The organism is Terribacillus saccharophilus (genome assembly GCF_002272745.1).
Classification (GTDB): Bacteria; Bacillota; Bacilli; order Bacillales; family Amphibacillaceae; genus Terribacillus; species Terribacillus saccharophilus_B.
On sequence record NZ_NPBD01000006.1, the window covers coordinates 56,295 to 73,855 of the forward strand.

Annotated in this window: 17 protein-coding genes; 5 read left to right on the forward strand and 12 right to left on the reverse strand. The window is 42.8% G+C overall.

All coding sequences use genetic code 11. The features are described from left to right. The first annotated feature begins 229 nt into the window (after window positions 1–229). Window positions 230–2,392: a methyl-accepting chemotaxis protein gene (locus CHH58_RS07250; RefSeq protein WP_095262261.1), complete on the forward strand. Its 2,163-nt coding sequence runs from the start codon at window positions 230–232 to the stop codon at window positions 2,390–2,392. Window positions 2,393–2,411: 19 nt separating this feature from the next. Here the strand turns inward: CHH58_RS07250 and CHH58_RS07255 are convergent, their stop codons facing one another. Both CHH58_RS07255 and CHH58_RS07260 read right to left on the reverse strand, forming a co-directional pair. Then, window positions 2,412–2,939 (reverse strand): DUF84 family protein, encoded by a 528-nt coding sequence (locus CHH58_RS07255; protein ID WP_095260844.1) that lies wholly within the window; start codon window positions 2,937–2,939, stop codon window positions 2,412–2,414. A gap of 25 nt (window positions 2,940–2,964) precedes the next feature. Beyond that, on the reverse strand, window positions 2,965–4,032 hold the full coding sequence (locus CHH58_RS07260) for a M42 family metallopeptidase (protein ID WP_095233766.1): 1,068 nt from the start codon (window positions 4,030–4,032) through the stop codon (window positions 2,965–2,967). 143 nt (window positions 4,033–4,175) lie between these two features. Between CHH58_RS07260 and CHH58_RS07265 the strand changes: the two genes are divergently transcribed. After that, a complete protein-coding gene (locus CHH58_RS07265; protein ID WP_038562329.1) occupies window positions 4,176–4,493 on the forward strand; it encodes a PepSY domain-containing protein in 318 nt (105 codons plus the stop codon). Between the two features lie 194 nt (window positions 4,494–4,687). Here the strand turns inward: CHH58_RS07265 and CHH58_RS07270 are convergent, their stop codons facing one another. Next, window positions 4,688–6,190 (reverse strand): alpha-glucosidase/alpha-galactosidase, encoded by a 1,503-nt coding sequence (locus CHH58_RS07270; protein ID WP_095233767.1) that lies wholly within the window; start codon window positions 6,188–6,190, stop codon window positions 4,688–4,690. A 510-nt stretch (window positions 6,191–6,700) separates the two neighbouring features. Then, the gene (trmB, locus tag CHH58_RS07275; protein ID WP_095233768.1) at window positions 6,701–7,339 is read right to left on the reverse strand and encodes a tRNA (guanosine(46)-N7)-methyltransferase TrmB; all 639 of its coding nucleotides are present in this window, start codon (window positions 7,337–7,339) and stop codon (window positions 6,701–6,703) included. Between the two features lie 86 nt (window positions 7,340–7,425). Here trmB and CHH58_RS07280 point away from each other — a divergent pair, with 86 nt between their 5' ends. After that, window positions 7,426–7,710, forward strand: a complete 285-nt coding sequence (locus tag CHH58_RS07280) for a YtzH-like family protein (protein WP_095226555.1) — start codon at window positions 7,426–7,428, stop codon at window positions 7,708–7,710. Here CHH58_RS07280 and CHH58_RS07285 read toward each other — a convergent pair. The 5 genes from CHH58_RS07285 to pepV form a co-directional block, all read right to left on the reverse strand. Beyond that, on the reverse strand, window positions 7,707–8,492 hold the full coding sequence (locus CHH58_RS07285) for a phosphotransferase family protein (protein WP_095226554.1): 786 nt from the start codon (window positions 8,490–8,492) through the stop codon (window positions 7,707–7,709). The two genes, CHH58_RS07280 and CHH58_RS07285, sit on opposite strands and share 4 nt — an antisense overlap. 164 nt (window positions 8,493–8,656) lie before the next feature. Then, complete coding sequence (locus tag CHH58_RS07290; RefSeq protein ID WP_095262262.1) at window positions 8,657–9,568, reverse strand: hypothetical protein; 912 nt, start codon at window positions 9,566–9,568, stop codon at window positions 8,657–8,659. A 6-nt stretch (window positions 9,569–9,574) separates the two neighbouring features. After that, a complete protein-coding gene (gene thpR / locus CHH58_RS07295) occupies window positions 9,575–10,126 on the reverse strand; it encodes an RNA 2',3'-cyclic phosphodiesterase (RefSeq protein WP_095262263.1) in 552 nt (183 codons plus the stop codon). Continuing rightward, entirely contained in the window at window positions 10,123–11,307 is a 1,185-nt protein-coding gene (locus tag CHH58_RS07300; protein WP_095234735.1) for an MFS transporter, read from the reverse strand. Before CHH58_RS07300 ends, thpR begins: the two co-directional genes overlap by 4 nt. Then, window positions 11,307–12,722 (reverse strand): dipeptidase PepV, encoded by a 1,416-nt coding sequence (pepV, locus tag CHH58_RS07305; RefSeq protein ID WP_095262264.1) that lies wholly within the window; start codon window positions 12,720–12,722, stop codon window positions 11,307–11,309. The genes CHH58_RS07300 and pepV overlap by 1 nt, the downstream gene beginning before the upstream one ends. Before the next feature lie 167 nt (window positions 12,723–12,889). Between pepV and CHH58_RS07310 the strand changes: the two genes are divergently transcribed. Next, a complete protein-coding gene (locus tag CHH58_RS07310) occupies window positions 12,890–13,108 on the forward strand; it encodes a DeoR family transcriptional regulator (protein ID WP_093879353.1) in 219 nt (72 codons plus the stop codon). Window positions 13,109–13,169: 61 nt separating this feature from the next. On the opposite strand, the gene CHH58_RS07315 is transcribed toward CHH58_RS07310, so the two are convergent. Then, window positions 13,170–13,892, reverse strand: coding sequence for a pseudouridine synthase (locus CHH58_RS07315; protein ID WP_095233777.1), 723 nt, complete (start codon window positions 13,890–13,892; stop codon window positions 13,170–13,172). A 3-nt stretch (window positions 13,893–13,895) separates the two neighbouring features. Continuing rightward, on the reverse strand, window positions 13,896–15,542 hold the full coding sequence (locus CHH58_RS07320; protein WP_249275061.1) for a putative polysaccharide biosynthesis protein: 1,647 nt from the start codon (window positions 15,540–15,542) through the stop codon (window positions 13,896–13,898). A gap of 105 nt (window positions 15,543–15,647) precedes the next feature. Here CHH58_RS07320 and CHH58_RS07325 point away from each other — a divergent pair, with 105 nt between their 5' ends. Further along, the gene (locus CHH58_RS07325; RefSeq protein ID WP_095262265.1) at window positions 15,648–16,916 is read left to right on the forward strand and encodes an NAD(P)/FAD-dependent oxidoreductase; all 1,269 of its coding nucleotides are present in this window, start codon (window positions 15,648–15,650) and stop codon (window positions 16,914–16,916) included. A 51-nt stretch (window positions 16,917–16,967) separates the two neighbouring features. On the opposite strand, the gene CHH58_RS07330 is transcribed toward CHH58_RS07325, so the two are convergent. Next, window positions 16,968–17,498, reverse strand: a complete 531-nt coding sequence (locus tag CHH58_RS07330; RefSeq protein ID WP_095233775.1) for a GNAT family N-acetyltransferase — start codon at window positions 17,496–17,498, stop codon at window positions 16,968–16,970. Window positions 17,499–17,561: the final 63 nt, after the last annotated feature.

Genomic DNA, 17,561 nt, shown 5'->3' on the forward strand with positions numbered 1-17,561 from the left:
TATCTTTTTCTTCATTTTATCAAAGCAGAGAACCAAAAGCGAATATACTGCGCTTTGTAGCTGTCACTTTGCAAGCCACTTCCACTTTGTACCTAGGAATATTCAGTTCTAATCCTATGAATGGGTCGAATCATTCAGTTGAATTATCAAACTTTTATTAATTTATTGTAAATATGGTAGGTTATACCTATAATATAAGGGAGCACACAATAGCATAAGGGGGAAATATATGCACACCATTCGACAGAGAATCCGTTTAATTATGTTCTCTTCACTGGCAAGTATTCTGGTACTTGGAGCATTCAGTTATTATTATTTCTACCAGCAGAATCAAATGTCAGAAGAAACGCAGCGATACCAAGAAGCCTATGTGTCAAGTCAGTATATCAAAGATGATATGCTCGATACACTTGAGAAGCAGGAGACATACTTTGCCCAGCCTTCTGTATCTAACGCCGAATCTGTACTAGGCGCTATTTCTGGAATTGAGAAACAAGCTTCAACATATGAAGAGAAATACAAGGATAATAACGACTTGCAAGCTTACTTTACGCAAATCAAGGAAGGTGCAGCTTCCTATGAAAAAGAACTTGAGAAAGTCACGAGTATGAATGAAACAATCGGCTACACTTCTGATGAAGGACTCCGAAAAATCATAAGTGATGCTTCAGAAAATTTTCGCAGCATTGCCGAAAATGCCGGAGATGACGTATCTGCTGCTTTGGAGCACGTCACAAGAACCGAGCAAGTTATCATCCAGCCTCCGAATGGCGTTGCTCCAGATAAAGATGCTTTCGATGGAGCAGTAGATGCATTCAAAACGGCAATTTCCGATTCTGATTTAGAAAGTGATGCGGTTAGTGATATAAACTCCAGTCTCTTAAAATACACATCCGCCATGTCCACGCTGTCGAATACACGCACCCAGGCTACTGAGCTAGCAGCGAATTTCGAAACAGCTGCTTTGGAAGTAACAACGACTGTAGACAGTGTCGGCGAAACAGCAATTCAGCAGACTGACAATCTAAAACAGTCAAATGAAAGAACTTCTACAGTTCTTGGCATTGTCTTGCTTGCCGTCATCATTCTTAGTTTCCTGCTTGTACTTTGTATCGGATGGCCGCTTATCCGCGCCATCGCGAAATCAATCCGTCAGCTTAAAGAAGCTACTGAGATTATCGGAAATGGTAATCTAGCTTACCGTGTACCGATAACGACAAAGGACGAGATGGCAGATTTGGGTGAAACATTTAATCAGATGGCAGGTAAGATGGAGCAGTCCATGATTAAAGTAAAAGAGGCATCGGAAGTGTTAGATGACTCATCTTCTTATCTGGCGGCAGCTTCCCAGCAGACAGCAGCTCAATATGAAGAAGTGAACCAAGCAATAGGCCAAGTGGCAGGTGGCGCGCAGGATCAGGCTGCTCAGCTTGAAGAAAGCAATATGATGCTGGATAAGGTGCGCCATGCAATTACAATGATGAAAGATGAAACAACATTGGTCGGTCAGGCGATGAAACAAGCAGAGTTGGAAGGAAGCAACGGTATCAATCAAATGCAAAAACTGCATGAAACCTCAGATAGCTTTTTGCAGCTCGCTCAAAAACTGACAACAGAAATCCAAAGTGCTGTACATCAGGCAAATCAGATTCGTTCTATCGTCCAGACAATTGAAGAGATTTCTGAAAGTACAAATCTACTGGCACTGAATGCAGCTATTGAATCAGCTCGTGCAGGTGAGCACGGAAGAGGATTTGCTGTAGTTGCTGATGAAGTAAAGAAGCTGGCAGAACGCTCCAAACAAGAAGCACAGCAAATCCATAAGCTTGTTGGGACAATGAATCAGCAGATGACCGATTTAGCAGAAGAAGCCAAAGCTTTCGATGCTTATCAGCAAGTTCAAGCTTCCAGTGTTGAAGAAACTACAAATGCATTTGATCGTATTCATAAACAGTTGAAGCAAGGTAATACGAAAATGAAGGACATCTCTTCGTCTGTTTCAGAAGTTGCAGCAAGTAATGATTCTGTTGCAAATATGCTTGGACATATCAATCAAATTGCCGACGAATCAGCCTCAACAGCACAGGAGGTAGCTTCCTCAAGTGATACGCAAGCAGCTTCGATTGATATTCTGACAAACGCAGCCTCCCAGCTGCAGCAGTTGGCCAAAGAATTGGCTACCGAGGTAGCTCAATTCGAATTTGCCTCTGCATCGGATGATTCAACTGAATCCAGCGATAAGGAAGCAAATCTAAATACATCTGATTCAACTGAAACAGATGCTTCCGAAACAGAAGCCTTTGCTGAGATTGACGTCGAAGCAGATCAGCCAGATTCCCCTATCACGGAAGACGAAAAAGACAAAACGACAGAATATAAAAAGACATCATAAAAAAGAAGGAAGCGGAGTATTAAAGTTCCGCTTCCTTCTTTTTATTTATCTCATAAAAGCTATACTGCCCTTTAAGTAGCAAACATATATGCTCAAACATTGCAGAGCGGGACATATGTCTATTGGTAAAGACGCCAACCGCTCCTTCTGTTGTTGAGATATCCTGCCTACTTGTAAATGCCCGCATAACCGGACCAAGCTCTTCACCTGAAAGCACTGGTTCGGCGATGAATTCGGGCAAAAGCAGCTTAGCACCGCTTGCGCTCCATACTTTATCCCCGACTGCCAAAGCACCCCAGTTACATATATACAGACCGTCTTCCATCTCTGTGACGCCGCCTTCAAGACCAATACCAGCCGCCGCTCCTTCCAGCTTGCTGCATGCTATTGCACGCTGGATGGCACCTTGGCGTGTTTCTTCGTCACTCATGGGCTGTGCACTCACGCCAGAATCGACCGCTGCACTTTCAAGTTCCCACCGATTTCCGAACACAGCTGAAACAGCCTGAACTTTGGCAGGATTTTTAGATCCGACTATCATTTTCATCAGTTGCGCTTCCTTTCCGACGAGATCAATCGTTCGAAGTAATAAGATCCACTGTCGACTGATCCGTTGCCCGGACAAGCTTGATCAGAAGCTCTTTTGCAGCTGCATAATCATCAACATGAATGATGCTTGCACTTGTGTGGACATAGCGGGAAACGATGCCGATGACAGCAGAAGGAACTCCTTCATGTGCCAAATGTACACGTCCGGCATCCGTGCCGCCTTTGCCGACATAGTACTGGTAGTTGATATTATTAGATTCCGCTGTATCAAGAATGAATTCACGCATATTGCGATTCATAATCATTGTACCGTCAAAAATACGGAGCAATGCTCCCTGGCCCAATTGACCGAATGCTTGCTTGTCTCCGCTAACATCATTGGCAGGTGACGCATCCATCGCATAGAAAATATCAGGTTTGATCATATTAGCAGCAACTTGAGCGCCGCGAAGACCAACTTCTTCCTGCACTGTCGCACCAGCATACAACTGATTCGGCAATGTTTCTCCAGCCACTTCTTCCATCAATTCGAGCGCCAATCCACAGCCATATCGATTATCCCAAGCCTTTGCCAGGATTTTTTTCTCATTAGCCATCGGGGTAAACGGCATATACGGCAGGATTTGCTGTCCTAGCTTCACACCAAGCTCATACGCATCGCGCTCATCATCTGCGCCGATATCAATTAGCATGCTATCAATGCTGGCAGGCTTACTCCGCTGTTCAGGAGTCAATAAATGAGGTGGTGTAGAGCTGATAACACCTGGAATCGGACCTTCGTCTGTCATAACCTGCACGCGCTGTGCAAGCAGCACTTGACTCCACCAGCCGCCTAATGTCTGAAAACGAAGCAGACCATTTGGTGTAATGCCTGTCACCATGAAGCCAACCTCATCCATATGTCCGGCAGCCATTACCTTAGGTCCACTGCCTTTCTTCACGCCAAATATACCGCCGAGCTTATCCTGGATAATCTCATCCGCATAAGGCTCCAGCCTTTCTTTCATAAAGGCGCGCATCAGCTGTTCGTTACCCGGAGCTGCCTGCAGCTCTGTCAATTGTTTAAATAAATTCAATGTTTTTTGATTCATTTATATGTACTCCCTTTTTGTCAGACTATTGTATATCTATTGTAAACTATTGCTCCTCAACATGCCATAAAGGTTGTTTCGTTTTATATTTCTAAGGTAATAAGATATAATAGAACATAACTTAAGTTGAAGAGGTGACCAAAATGGGCGTAAAGAAAACAGTAGCAATCGTAGGTGCTGGCCTTGCGGCTGGGTATTTGATCCAGAAGCAGATTGCGAAACAACAGAAAGTAACTCCGGAAAAAGCATTGAAATTCGCTAAAGAAGCGTTTAAGAAAGAAGGTCCGATCAGTGGGTCTTGGATCTATATGAAACCGGAAGAAAAAGTGAAGCACGGCCTCACGTATACTGTTTACCGTGGCGGTATCTCCCGTACGATCGATGGAAAACCTGCTCAATACGAATTCTTCGTAGATGCAGAAACTGGATCAGTAATCGACGCTGTCGAATCAGCATCCTAATACAAAAGCTACACCCCAAAAGTTAACGTAACACTTAACCTTTGGGGTGTTTTTTTGTGAACTATTATTTAATTAAGTAGAAGATAGCTTTACAAATAATAGGTGTCAGAGAAGTCTTTGTTAGAACCTGCATATCTATTGGCATTCACACTGCATAAGAGTTAATAGATTCTTGTTTGTCACTTCCCTTTGCGTTATGTTTTCGCAGGTCGCTCCAGCGCTTTATCTGCTTCCTTCGCGTTTTTAGACGCTTCTTCTCGATTCGCTCTCATCTCTTCAACTGTTTTTGTTTTTAAACGAGCAGCACCCGTATATTCTTTTGTCGGCAAACGTTCTTCCCTTTTTTGACGTTCCTTTACTTTGTTAATGCTGTGCTTGTATTGTGGCAGCCATTTTTCCTGTGCGATAAGCATGTCATCAACCATTTGCCAAATTTCTGGCGGAGTACACACAGCACCAACTAGTGGATCCATCATAAACGCCTGTCTTAAGAGTTGATCATCTCCTGTGATGGCAGCTTCAACGGCGAGCCTTTGCACTGAAATGCTCGCTTGACAAACAGCAGCACATCCAAGGGGAAGATCGCCAACGATAGGCATGCTAATGCCATTTTTATCAACATAGCCAGGAGCTTCAATGACCGCATCTTGTGGTAAGTTCTGAATGATACCATTGTTGATTGTATTGAAGTGACCTCGGTAAGTTCGACCAGTTTCCAGTGCTTCAATGATATATGACCCGTGTTCTTGTCCCCGCTCTTCCTCGGTATACCGATATGCGGGCTCATTCATCCAGTTTGGAAAATCTTCCTTAAACCAATTTCGGCCTTCTGTACACACTCGCAGATAACCGCCTGTTTCACCATTAATCCAAGTACCTAAATCAATCCAATCGGTAATCTCTCCTATTCGTTTGCGATACCATGGTACATATTCGCTTAAATGCCCATTTGATTCCGTGCTATAGTAGCCAAAGCGACGGAGCATGTCGATACGAACCTTTTCTGTTTTACTATACTCGGGATGTTTTTCAAACCCTTCAAGAAGTCTACCTGTTAAGTCTTCGCCATTGTGGTTTACTTGAATGTACCATGTTTGGTGGTTAATCCCTGCGCATACTATGTCTACATCCTCCTGCTCTAGCTCAAGCACGTCGGCTATTTGCCTATGCCCACCCTGAACACCGTGACAAAGTCCGACTGTTTTCACACCTCCATACGTATTACATACCCATGTAAGCATCGCCATAGGATTCGCATAATTTAACAACAAACAATCCGGCTCAGCAACCTCTTGTATATCCTTACAAATCTCCAGCATCTCATAAATCCCGCGCTGACCGTACATAATACCACCAGCACTTAATGTGTCTCCAACACATTGATCAACTCCATAGCGCAAAGGAATGTTAATATCCTGTTCAAATGCTTCTAACCCACCAATGCGAAAAACAGAAATAATGTAACGTGCATCTTTCAACGCTTCTCTGCGATCAAGAGTTGATTGAATCTCTATTGATAATCCATTTTCAAGAATGTCCCGCTGACATAGCTCCGTCACCATACTCAAATTATTCGCATCAATATCGGTAAAAGTGATCTCTATGTCGTTGAATGCTGATACAGCTAAAATATCCCGCAGTAATGAACGCGTGAAGCCAATGCTACCTGCTCCGATGAATGCAATCTTAAAACTCATTTCTTCCACTCCCTTTCTGTTTACATGGTAGCCTTTTGTTATATTTATGCTTTCATAATGTGGATATTGAAGCTGCTTCCCCAGTCAGTCGTATACAACCCTTTGAACATGTGAGACTATAATCTGAATCATTCTTTATAAATACATAGACAAACATGAATTCATTCCACCCATTATCAAAAGTATACTGTCTAACACTATTGGAATCGGTCGAAAGAGCTTGTTAGTATAACGATACATAGCGACACTATGCCCTTGAACAAAAAAAATAAGTTTAAAGAGCGTTTCACTACATAAAAAATCCCAAAAGTTTGAAATACTAACTTTTGGGATGCCCATAATGGTATATGGTTATGATTTTAAACAATCGACTAAAACGCTCTAGCGCAGCATGTTTTTTCAACTAGCACAATTAAAAAAGGCTGACAGGAGTCCAGTACTATACTGTCTCATGCCAGCCTAAGGCAATCTATTCAATATTATTAGTTCCTTTTGATACGCTCAGTTTTTCTACTTAAAAGTAGCCACACTCCGATAAATACGGTAGCCACGGGAAGAGAATTTCTCTTCATATTCCGTTTTCACATTTAATGGATCGTTCTCCGCATGCAGATCGAGCTTCACTTCCTGCAAAACCATGCCATACCGGGAGAAACTGGACAAACTATATTCGAATAGTTTCTGGTTATCCGTTTTGAATACGACTTCTCCTTTATCTTTCAATACAGCTTCGTATTGCTCCAGGAAGCTTTTATACGTCAAACGGCGCTTCTCATGCTTATTCTTTGGCCAAGGATCAGAGAAATTGAGATAGATGCTATCCACTTCATTCTCTTCAAACAACTCACGAAAATCAGCTGCATTTTCATTTAGTAGTCTGACATTCGGAAGATCTGCTTCAGCCGCTTTCTCCACTGCGGTCACAATAATACTTTTCGCTAATTCAATCCCGATGAAATTGTATTCCGGATGCTGGGCTGCCATACCAGTGATAAACTGCCCTTTGCCAGATCCAATCTCAACATGAAGCGGCTTGTCATTTCCGAATAACTCTCTCCATTTGCCTTTAAAATTTTTCGGATCCTGTACCACAATATGATCGTTTTCTTTTAAATAATCGTCTGCCCAAGGTTTATGGCGCACACGCATATGCCTCACTCCTATTTCTGCCCTGCCCGCCTGCATAGTTTGATGCCAAAACGCACACGCTATGCTCAGGAAGGAGGGGAAAATCGATGTCACTTTCCGTTGAAAACCAATTTAGCCTTCTTCGGGATATACTTAGCGAGCATTGCGAATCCTGCTGCGGGAGCAAATCCGAATGCGAGCAAATATCCCGCCTGGCACGTTCTATCTTATCTAATAAATCAACCGATCAGCAAGAGCTTCTTGCTTTGCTTCCCGGTATCCATTCGTACAGTTCTGCCGGTGAAAAAGCTACAGATATCAATGCGCACATCACATCGAACAGAGAACAGCTCGAGGATTGGGTAGAGACAATCAACAGCTTTCAAGGCTAGCAGGACAGCTGATGTACTTCCGTAAGCAGCTGTTCTAATTCTTTACTTTTGCGTTCCACGTTGTCATCACGCAATGACATAATGATACGGGCAGCTTCATACCAATAAATACGTCTTAGTAGTGTATTATTCAGCGGCTTTCCGTATGCTTTCATCCAGTCTCCCCAGTCAGTATATGGAACGTATTTTCTCAGCAGCATTCCGATATCAGCTGCCGGGTCCGCGATGAGCGCACTATCCCAATCAACAAGGTACAGCTCATCACACTGGCTTATCATCCAATTGTTATGGTCGATATCAAAATGACAGACAGCCAATAGCTGATCCGGCATTTCAGGTAAGAATTGCTCCAGACTTGCCAGCACCTGTTTTAAAGCTGGCAGCCGATCTTGGAAGCCAGCTGCTTTCCCCCGCAGCTCTTCCATTTTCGCTTCTGGCTGAAGCGGCTTCTTTCCCATACGCATCAGTAAGTTCAGCATCTCGGAGGAATGATGGATTTTGCTTAGCAGCTTAGCCACTCGAGGATCGCTCATTTCCGAAAAAGTCAGACCGCGTCCCATCAGCCATTCCTGCGCAGTAATAACATCTCCATTTTCCATCCTTTTTGTCCATACCAGCTTAGGTACAATCCCTTCTGCTGAAAGAACTGCCAAAAAAGGAGAAGAATTGCGCTTTAAGAACAGCTGCCGATCTCCGCTTTTTGCATAATATGCTTCTCCTGTTACACCGCCAGCAGGAGCAATCTTCCACTCATTTCCCAGTATGTGTTCTAACCAATTCACCGTTCATTCCTACTTTCCTAGTGCAATCGCTTTGCATTACTAGCTGTAAACAAGCCCAGCGTGACACAAGGCAAGTACATTCCCGAACAAATTCGACAGACATACTTTAGATTACAACATTTGCTATGGTTTTATCAATACGATAGGCCTATAAAACCATTTATTTAACTAAAAAATTCTTCCTTTTCTTCCTCTTCCCATTCCGGACGAGCAACAGCCTTTGTATATGCATGCTCTAGCAGCACCTCACTGGCACGAAGCTGTGCATGTTTGAGAGCTAACTGTTCTTCTCGTTTGGCCATCAGCCAGGCTGTATGCTTTTGACTGCCGATAAACTGTGTGTTTCTTGGCTCACTAGCAAACCGGATTTGGTTTTCTCTGCTTAAGACGACCTTTTGTACAGGAAGCTCGACATTATATTTTCTGAAGATACCTTGTATCAGCTTTTCTGTTCTGTTTAAAGAAAGCATCGGATTGAGGAAAGTAGAAAACTGCCCCTTCGATTCTCGCTTCCACGTTCGCTCGTCAGTTGCCCAGAACAATACATCCGGCTTGTCCTCAAGAACCGAAATGATCTCTATGCCAAGTGGATGGATTAGAATCGTTTCTGCCTCCATTGTAGTCTGCTTCACTTCAAAAACAGGTTTATACATAACAAAAAAAGTGTCAGGAAATCGCTTCAGAAAGTAACGGAGAACCGGATCTTTTTTGAATTTGTGATCGAAGAAAGAAAATTCCCCAAGAGTGCTTGTAGCCCACTTTAGCTGGAAGTCAAAAAGCTCTTCCAAGAAATCCTGCTTCAGATTTTTTTCTGTAGGAGCAACATATGCAGGAGCTGGTTCCGGCTGCTCGATATCTACTTCTTTTTTGCGGAATACTTGATACCACGATTTCTTTTGTGTTTCTTCCTTTTCTTCTTGAATGGAAAAGGAAGCAGGAGCAGCCTGCTGCTGCTCCCATTCCCTGTGCATCTTCTCCCAATTCTCTTTTTTCAATTTGATAAATTGGCCAGGATATCGGTAAGGATGCTGTTCATACCGGGATATATATTCATGCAGCTTGATCAATTGCGCCACATTGATTCACTCCTTCTCCAGATCTTTGAATAGTACTGGAACGTATTTCGGCCGTTTCCCAGGTTCGATACGGTAAAGTGTTACCTTCTCAACTAAGATAGGTGCGGATAAATGTTTATCCAGAAGCGGAAGCTGTCCCTCCACTTTACCTGATCCCCATTTCTTCCCGAGTGTTATGTGCGGCCGATACGGTCGGTTCTCGAGCTTGAATCCAGCTTGCCCTGTACTTGCAGTTACTTGTTGATGCAATGCTTGAAGCTGATTATGCGGTTTTACCCCGGCCCATACGACACGAGGCTGCTTCGGACTGCCGAAAGTATCCACTCCGGCTACGTCCAAGGAAAAAGCTTTTCCGAAATCCTGCTTCTGCCAAGCCATTTTTATCCTATCCAGTTGCTCATCTGTCGTGGCACCTAGGAATTGCAGTGTTATATGGAATTCCTCCGGTTTTGGCCATAATTTCATCGGAACGTATGCTTTCAAGTCGTTCTGCCACTCAGCTAAAGCTGCCTGAATAGAATCATCGGTACCTATACCAATGAAATAATGTGCACTCATGCTACTCCTCTTTTCCTTTTAGCTGTACCCATCATTCTCTTCACGATAAACAAAATACCAACACCAATGAATGTCGTTGCGGCAAACAACGCATACATGTGATAAACAGTTGCAACCTCCAGGATCATCCCGCCCATCAGATTAAACAGCGCATTGCCAAGCCCTGTACCGACCGCAGAATAAAGCGCAATCGCGGTCGCTTGTACAGATGAAGGCGCAGCACTTCTTATATATAACAAAGCAGCCGGTACATAAAGTCCGATCGACAATCCTTGGACAATAGTTGTGATGAAGATGACAGTAAGTGATGGGTCGAACATATATAAAACCCATCTTGCGCCAGATACAGCCGCACTTAATATGACAACATGCAGAATGCTCATCTTCCCAATGATCAGATGAGCCAGTTTCATGAACGGTGCTTCACTGCCTGCTCCTAGGAAGAATGCGATGCCGACAGCGCTTAGTGTGCCTCCAGCTGCTAAAATGAATGTCCCAAAATAAAAATTATTTGCAAGTATTGGGCCAAATATAAGGAAATTAGATACAAGGAACAACATGAATGGCTTGTTTTTCCTTAAAGTACGCAATCCTTCTTTCATCGATACTCTGGCTATGTCGTAACCTTGCCGCGGAAATTTACGCAACGCTGGCAGTGCAAGCAGCAGAAACAAACCGTATGCTATGAAAATGACATCCACTGTACCAACTAAATCTGTTATGTATCCTAACAGGAATGAAGCAACAGCAAATCCGATTGCTCCCCATAAACGTATGTTCCCGTAAACAAGCTTGTGCTGCTCGACAAAGCTTAACGCCATACTATCCGACAAAGGAATGACTGCTGCCTGGAACACGGCGATAGCCAGCATCCCGATCAGCAGTAATGCATAATGATCATAAAATAAATAAATGAATGCAAGCGCCGCAGCAGCAGCTAATGCTGCTGCCAATAGACGCAATGGTTTTTGAGTATAATCGCTAAGCAGCCCCCAAACAGGCTCCATTACTGTATTCACTAATGGAATTGCCGCTACAATCAGACCAACAAGTACAGGATCCAACTGTTTTTCTTCCTGCAGAAAAACAGCAAGCAGCGGAAACAATGATCCGTTGGAAAGAAAAGCTGCTAGATAAAAGTATTGAAAAGATCTGTAAGTCTGTTTAGTAGTTGCTTGCATTACCCTCGCTCATCCTTTGTAAGCAGATAAATTGCTTCTGCATAAATGGCAATGGCACGGAGCATATCATCAACCAAGATGTGCTCATCCTGCTGATGGGCACTGTCTGAACCGCCTGGGAATAGCGGTCCGAATGCCACACCTTTTTTCATCGCTCGTGCATATGTGCCGCCGCCGATCGCCAAAATATCGGTTTGATCGCCTGTTTGACGACGATACACATCAAGTAATGTCTCAACTAGTGGATCATCCTTTTCTACATATAAAGATGCCAAATGAGAAGTTTCCTGGAATCCTGCGCCTGCCTCTGCAAGCTGCGCAAACAATCTAGACGTAACGTCATCATATTCAGCTGTAACTGGATAACGGATATTTACGCCAATTTTCCAAGCCTTAGCATCTTTCATGCTGAATTCCCCTAGATTGAGCGTCAAAGGACCTGATACCTCATCAGTCAGACCCAGATTAATGCCATTGCCATTATAATTCTCGAACTTTTCAATGAGCCAGCTTAGCTTGTCCGTCACATCACCGTGTAATGGTAAGTTCACTATGAATTTAGCCAAAGCCACTACGGCATTGATACCTTTTTCTGGTGTCGAGCCATGAGCTGCTTTACCAGACAAGCTTAGCTGGATAGCATTTTCTTTAGCTTCAGCCTTACCGCTGTAGCCTTTAGCTTTCAGGAAGGCTGTGAATGCTTCTTCTACCTTTTCCAGACTCTCCCCAGTAAGATGCGCCACCGCAAGCCCTGGAACCATATTCAATGCTTTTCCACCTTCGAACTGATCAAGTCGAAGCATGTCGCTTTGTGTTGCAGCAGGAGGAAGCGAGATATACCCATCAATAATTCCTTTTTCCGCGTAGATAAGCGGGAAGTCTGCATCTGGTGTGAATCCAGTATCCGGCATTTCTTCATGCTGGAAGTAGTGCGTCATGCATTGCCAATCGCGCTCTTCGTCCGTCCCCATAATCAGACGGACACGTTTCTTCGGTGTGTAACCAAAATCTTTAAGCAGTTTCATCGCAAAATAAGCAGCTACAACTGGCCCCTTATCATCCAATGTCCCTCTTCCGAATAAATGATTATCTGCCAGGGTAGGGTTAAATGCACCATATGTCCACTCACCATCTGCAGGTACGACATCCAAATGACCAAGTACGCCGACTAACCCTTCACCTTGTCCATATTCAATATGGCCAGCATAGCCATCAACATATTTGGTTATAAATCCATCGTTCTTCCCTACTTGCAATATATACGTGAGTGCTTCATCAATCTTTTCACCAAACGGCTGCTTGTCCGTTTTTGTCGATTCATCATAAACACTAGGAATGGATACGAGTTCTTTCAGCACTTCCACATAAGCATCCTTATAAGCTGATGCCTTTTCATACCAATTGATTTTTTCCATTTCCTTAGCCTCCTGTTTTCTTATCAATAATTTTGTTTACGTATTCAGAATAGAATTAACAGAAAATTAAACCTATCTCCTAGCCTTCTTGGCTTAATTATTGTAAAATACGGGTAGAAAGAGATTTAGAGCACCACCGATTCTTATGTAGACTAAGGAGTGGTTTTTTGAATCAATCAACATCCCGAATGCTAAACCGTGTAAAAGCTGTCTATCTTTATATTAAGGAAAGGGACACAGTTTCTACTACAGAATTGGCTGAAGAATTTGGTATTACGGACCGTACGGTACAGCGCGATTTAAACGTGCTGGAGTATAACGGTTTAGTACAAAGTCCTCATCGGGGGGTTTGGTCAACAACCTCAAAAAAAGTCAAAATCTCTTGATTTAAAACGTACAACCTATGTATTAATTTCCTAATTTAAGGCAAGCTGATCTGCGAGCAGATCAGCTTTTTTTTGTATCCTGGATCAGCTTGCTAAGCTCATCATCTGATAGTTCCCTATATTCTCCAAGCTCAAGATCTTCATCCAGCTCAAGGCTGCCCATCCGCAAGCGCTTCAGATAGACAACTTCCATCCCTACTGCCTCGAACATGCGCTTGACCTGATGAAACTTTCCTTCAGTTATCGTAACCTCAATCTCTGAAACTGAACCTGCCTCTAAGATATTCAGAATAGCCGGCTTAGTCTCATAACCGTCATCAAGTGTTACGCCTTGATGGAATTGCTCTATCGTCTCTTGGGTGACTTCTCCTTCGATCCGGGCATAGTAAAGCTTCGGCACATGTTTCTTCGGTGATAACAGCTGATGGGCAAGCGTCCCATCATTCGTCAACAGCAGAAGACCTTCTGTATCCTTATCCAATCGTCCGACCGGGAACGGTTCAAATATACGATCCTCCGTCTGCAGGATATCGATAACTGTTTCATCTCTTTTATCTTCCGTGGCAGAGACTAAGCCAGGCGGCTTATGCATCATCAAATAGATAAATTCTCTGTACTCGACGGTTTCCCCATTCACTTGTACAATATCTTTCTTTTCATCCACATGGATGGATGGTGATTTGACTTGAGAACCATTCACCGTAATTGCTCCTTGTTTGAGAAGTGTCTTCACTTCTTTTCTGCTGCCATATCCCATATTGGCAAGCAGTTTATCCATTCTCATCATTTAACCCTTCTTTCTTTTCAATAGACGATCCAAGAATCCGATTCGATTACCAAGTACACGCTCAAGTAAAGTAGATTTATACGAAAGAATCATATAAACTGCTCCACCAACCACTGCACAAACGAGAATGATCACTGCTGATGCAATTTGCCCATCTTGGAACGTAATCGCGAATCCAAGCAGATACTTAGTAAGCAGTACAACAACCGACATAATTGCTGTGAAAATCAAAATTAAGATTGTTCGCTTTGCAAGCTGGCGCACTGGGAACTTTAGTACATGCTTCATTTTAAGGAAATTCAATACTGTCGCTATACCGACTGCCAAGGCCGTTCCAAAGATGGCCCCTTTTGCTCCGAACGCATGAATGAGCGGAATATTAAAGAATATCTTCACTAATAATCCTGCAGTTAAACTGATGACGGAGAAACGCTGTTCGTTTATACCTTGCAAAATGGATGACGTTGTCGTGAATAAAGCAAACAGCAGTGCTACTGGTGCGTACCATACCATTAGCGTTCCTGCATTTATAACAGGGTTGAGAACATCTTCTGTACCATAAAAGGCTGTATAAGCTTCACTACCAAGCAATGCTATTCCGATACTGGCAGGAAAAATCAAGAAAATCACGATTTGCAATGACTGATTGATCTGCTGTAAGTATAATTTACGGTCATCAGAAAAAAATGCACGAGTTATGGCAGGAACAGCCGCCAATGATAACCCAATCGACAATGTCATGGGAATAGTGATTATTTTTTGAGCGTATAAGTTAATCACTCCGAAGATATTTAAAGCAACTTCGCCTTGACCAATTGCCTCCAATGCACGCGGGACAGTAAACTGATCAATGAACTGATATAGAGACGTCGCAATCCCTGTCACAACGAATGGACCTGCATAGCTGAGTAATTCTTTAATAATTGTTCTATCTGACATAGCTGCAGGTCGAACTGTTTGCTGTCTTATTCTTAGCTCCAGATGCGGTTTGCGGGCACGCCAATAGACAAAGAGCACTGCACAGGAAGCGAGTGCACCTACAAATGCAGCGAATGTTGCATATCCAACCGCTACTGCTATGTTTTCGTTGAATACATGTAGGACAAGATACATACTAAGCAGCAAGAATACAATGCGTGCTATTTGTTCCACAACTGTAGACACAGCAGATGGCCCCATTGATTGATTACCTTGGAAGAAGCCTCTTACAATACTCATTGCTGGTATTATTAGGTTGGCAAAACTAACCAGCTTAATTACATAAGCTACGGTCTCTGGTGTAAAGTTGGATTTCCCATCCCCTACACTCCAATGTGCTATCAAGTCCGCACCAAAATACATGATAAGAAATGCTAGAGTACCCATGATACCCATGATTCCGAATCCGGTTTTAAAGACGCGTTGGCTTGTCTGATAATCCCCCAAACCATTATATTTTGATACAAATTTTGAAACACCTAACGGAATACCAATTGTAGAGATACTAATTAAGATATTATATGGGACATATGCAAGGTTAAACAAAGCTGCCCCTTGAGAGCCTACCAATGCATTGAACGGGATTACATAGATGATCCCGAGAAACTTCGACAGGAAAGTTGCTGCTGTCAACAGCAATGTTCCGCGAATCATATTCGACAAAGCCATTATTTCACCTAACTCCTCTTTAAAATCCAATGAATCTATTTTATCATAAAGTAGACCTGATGGAAGAATTCCTTTGGATACCATCAGCAGAAAGGAAGAACAAGTATGAAATACGATGTAGTAGTGATCGGCGGCGGTCCATCCGGACTTATGGCAGCCATATCGGCAGCTGAGCATGGAGCTTCCACACTTTTGATTGATAAAGGGAAAAAGCTTGGCAACAAGTTAGCGATCTCTGGAGGCGGAAGATGCAATGTTACGAATCGTCTGCCGCAAGATGAAGTAATCAAGCATATTCCCGGAAACGGAAAATTTTTGTATAGTGCATTTTCTATCTTTGATAATTACGATATCATCGATTTCTTCGAGAATCTTGGGGTGAAGCTGAAAGAAGAAGACCATGGACGCATGTTCCCGGTTAGTAACTCAGCGAAATCTGTTGTACAGGCATTGCTCAATCGCTTAGATACACTTCATGTCCGTATCCGCACAGAAGCACCTGTAAAAGCGATCAATTATGGTGAACAAAGGCATGAGATAATTTTAAAAGATGGCGAAAAAATCAGCACAGGTGCTGTCATCGTCGCTGTCGGCGGAAAAGCAGTACCCCATACAGGAAGTACAGGAGACGGTTATGCATGGGCCAAGAAAGCAGGACATACTATAACAACACTTTACCCAACTGAAGTACCCCTGCTTTCCTCTGCAGCTTTCATTAAGCAAAAGCAGCTTCAAGGACTTGCGCTGCGGAACGTAGCTGTAAGTGTATTGAATGAGAAGGGAAAAGCAATTATTACACATCAGATGGACATGTTATTTACGCATTTTGGTATTTCCGGTCCAGCTGTATTGCGCTGCTCGCAGTATGTTGTTAAAGAGCTGATGAAAGGCAGGGAAGAAGTCAGTATTCATATTGATGCAATCCCGAATAAGAAAGCTCATACATTAACTGAAGACATTACTAAGATGATGGAGGAACAGCCCAAAAAGGCTTTCCGTAACTTAGTGAAAGGAATTGTCCCGGAACGGTATTTAGATTTTCTGTTAGAAAAGGCTGCTATACTCCCTGATACAAAGGCAGCAAATATTTCCCGGGAAAATGTGCAGCATTTTGTCAGCTTAATCAAAGGCTTCTCTTTCTCTGTAAATGGTTCACAGCCGATTGAAAAGGCGTTCGTTACAGGAGGCGGAGTCTCCGTGAAAGAAGTCGTTCCTACGACGATGCAGTCTAAGTTTATGCATGGATTATACTTCTCCGGAGAAATCCTGGATATTCATGGATATACCGGAGGTTATAATATCACCTCTGCCTTAGTGACAGGCAGAGTAGCTGGTATGCATGCAGCCTGGGAAGCAGCTTCTGTTACAAATTAAAAAAATGCCCTCCATCTTTTAGGATGGAGGGTTTTCTTTATGATATAGTATTTACTTGTTCGAGAACCTGGCCATAAGTAAGGTATCATGATATTCGCCGTCCCTTAATCTTTTATCATCTTTCAAGCAGCCTTCGATTTGAAAGCCATATGTTTCGTACAGACGAATGGCTCTTTTATTTGATGCAGAAACAGATAAATTAATTTTATGTATTTTTTGCTCTTCGGACCACGCAATAATCATTTCAAGCATCTGTCTGCCTAGACCATATCCCCAATAATCCTTCATTATGACAATCCCAAATGTTACTTGATGCGATAGCCGTTTTAGTTTATTTCCTTCACACCTGCAATAACCAATTACTTGTTGTTTGTCACAAGCAACAAGACACAGATTGTTCAGTTCTTTTTGATCCGTCATTATCAATTCTTCAAAATCTCTCGGAGATAGATATCCTTCTCCCTCTTCTCTATCCATGTATGCTGTTTCCCCATCTGTTTTCACTCTCAACCGGGATAAAGCTTCTGCATCTCTTAACTCTGCTTCTCGGATGATAAGTTTTCTTGGAATAATATCATTCATCTCAACATCCCCTTTTCTACAACAAAAAATCCCTGATCATATAAGAATCAGGGATTTCATCTT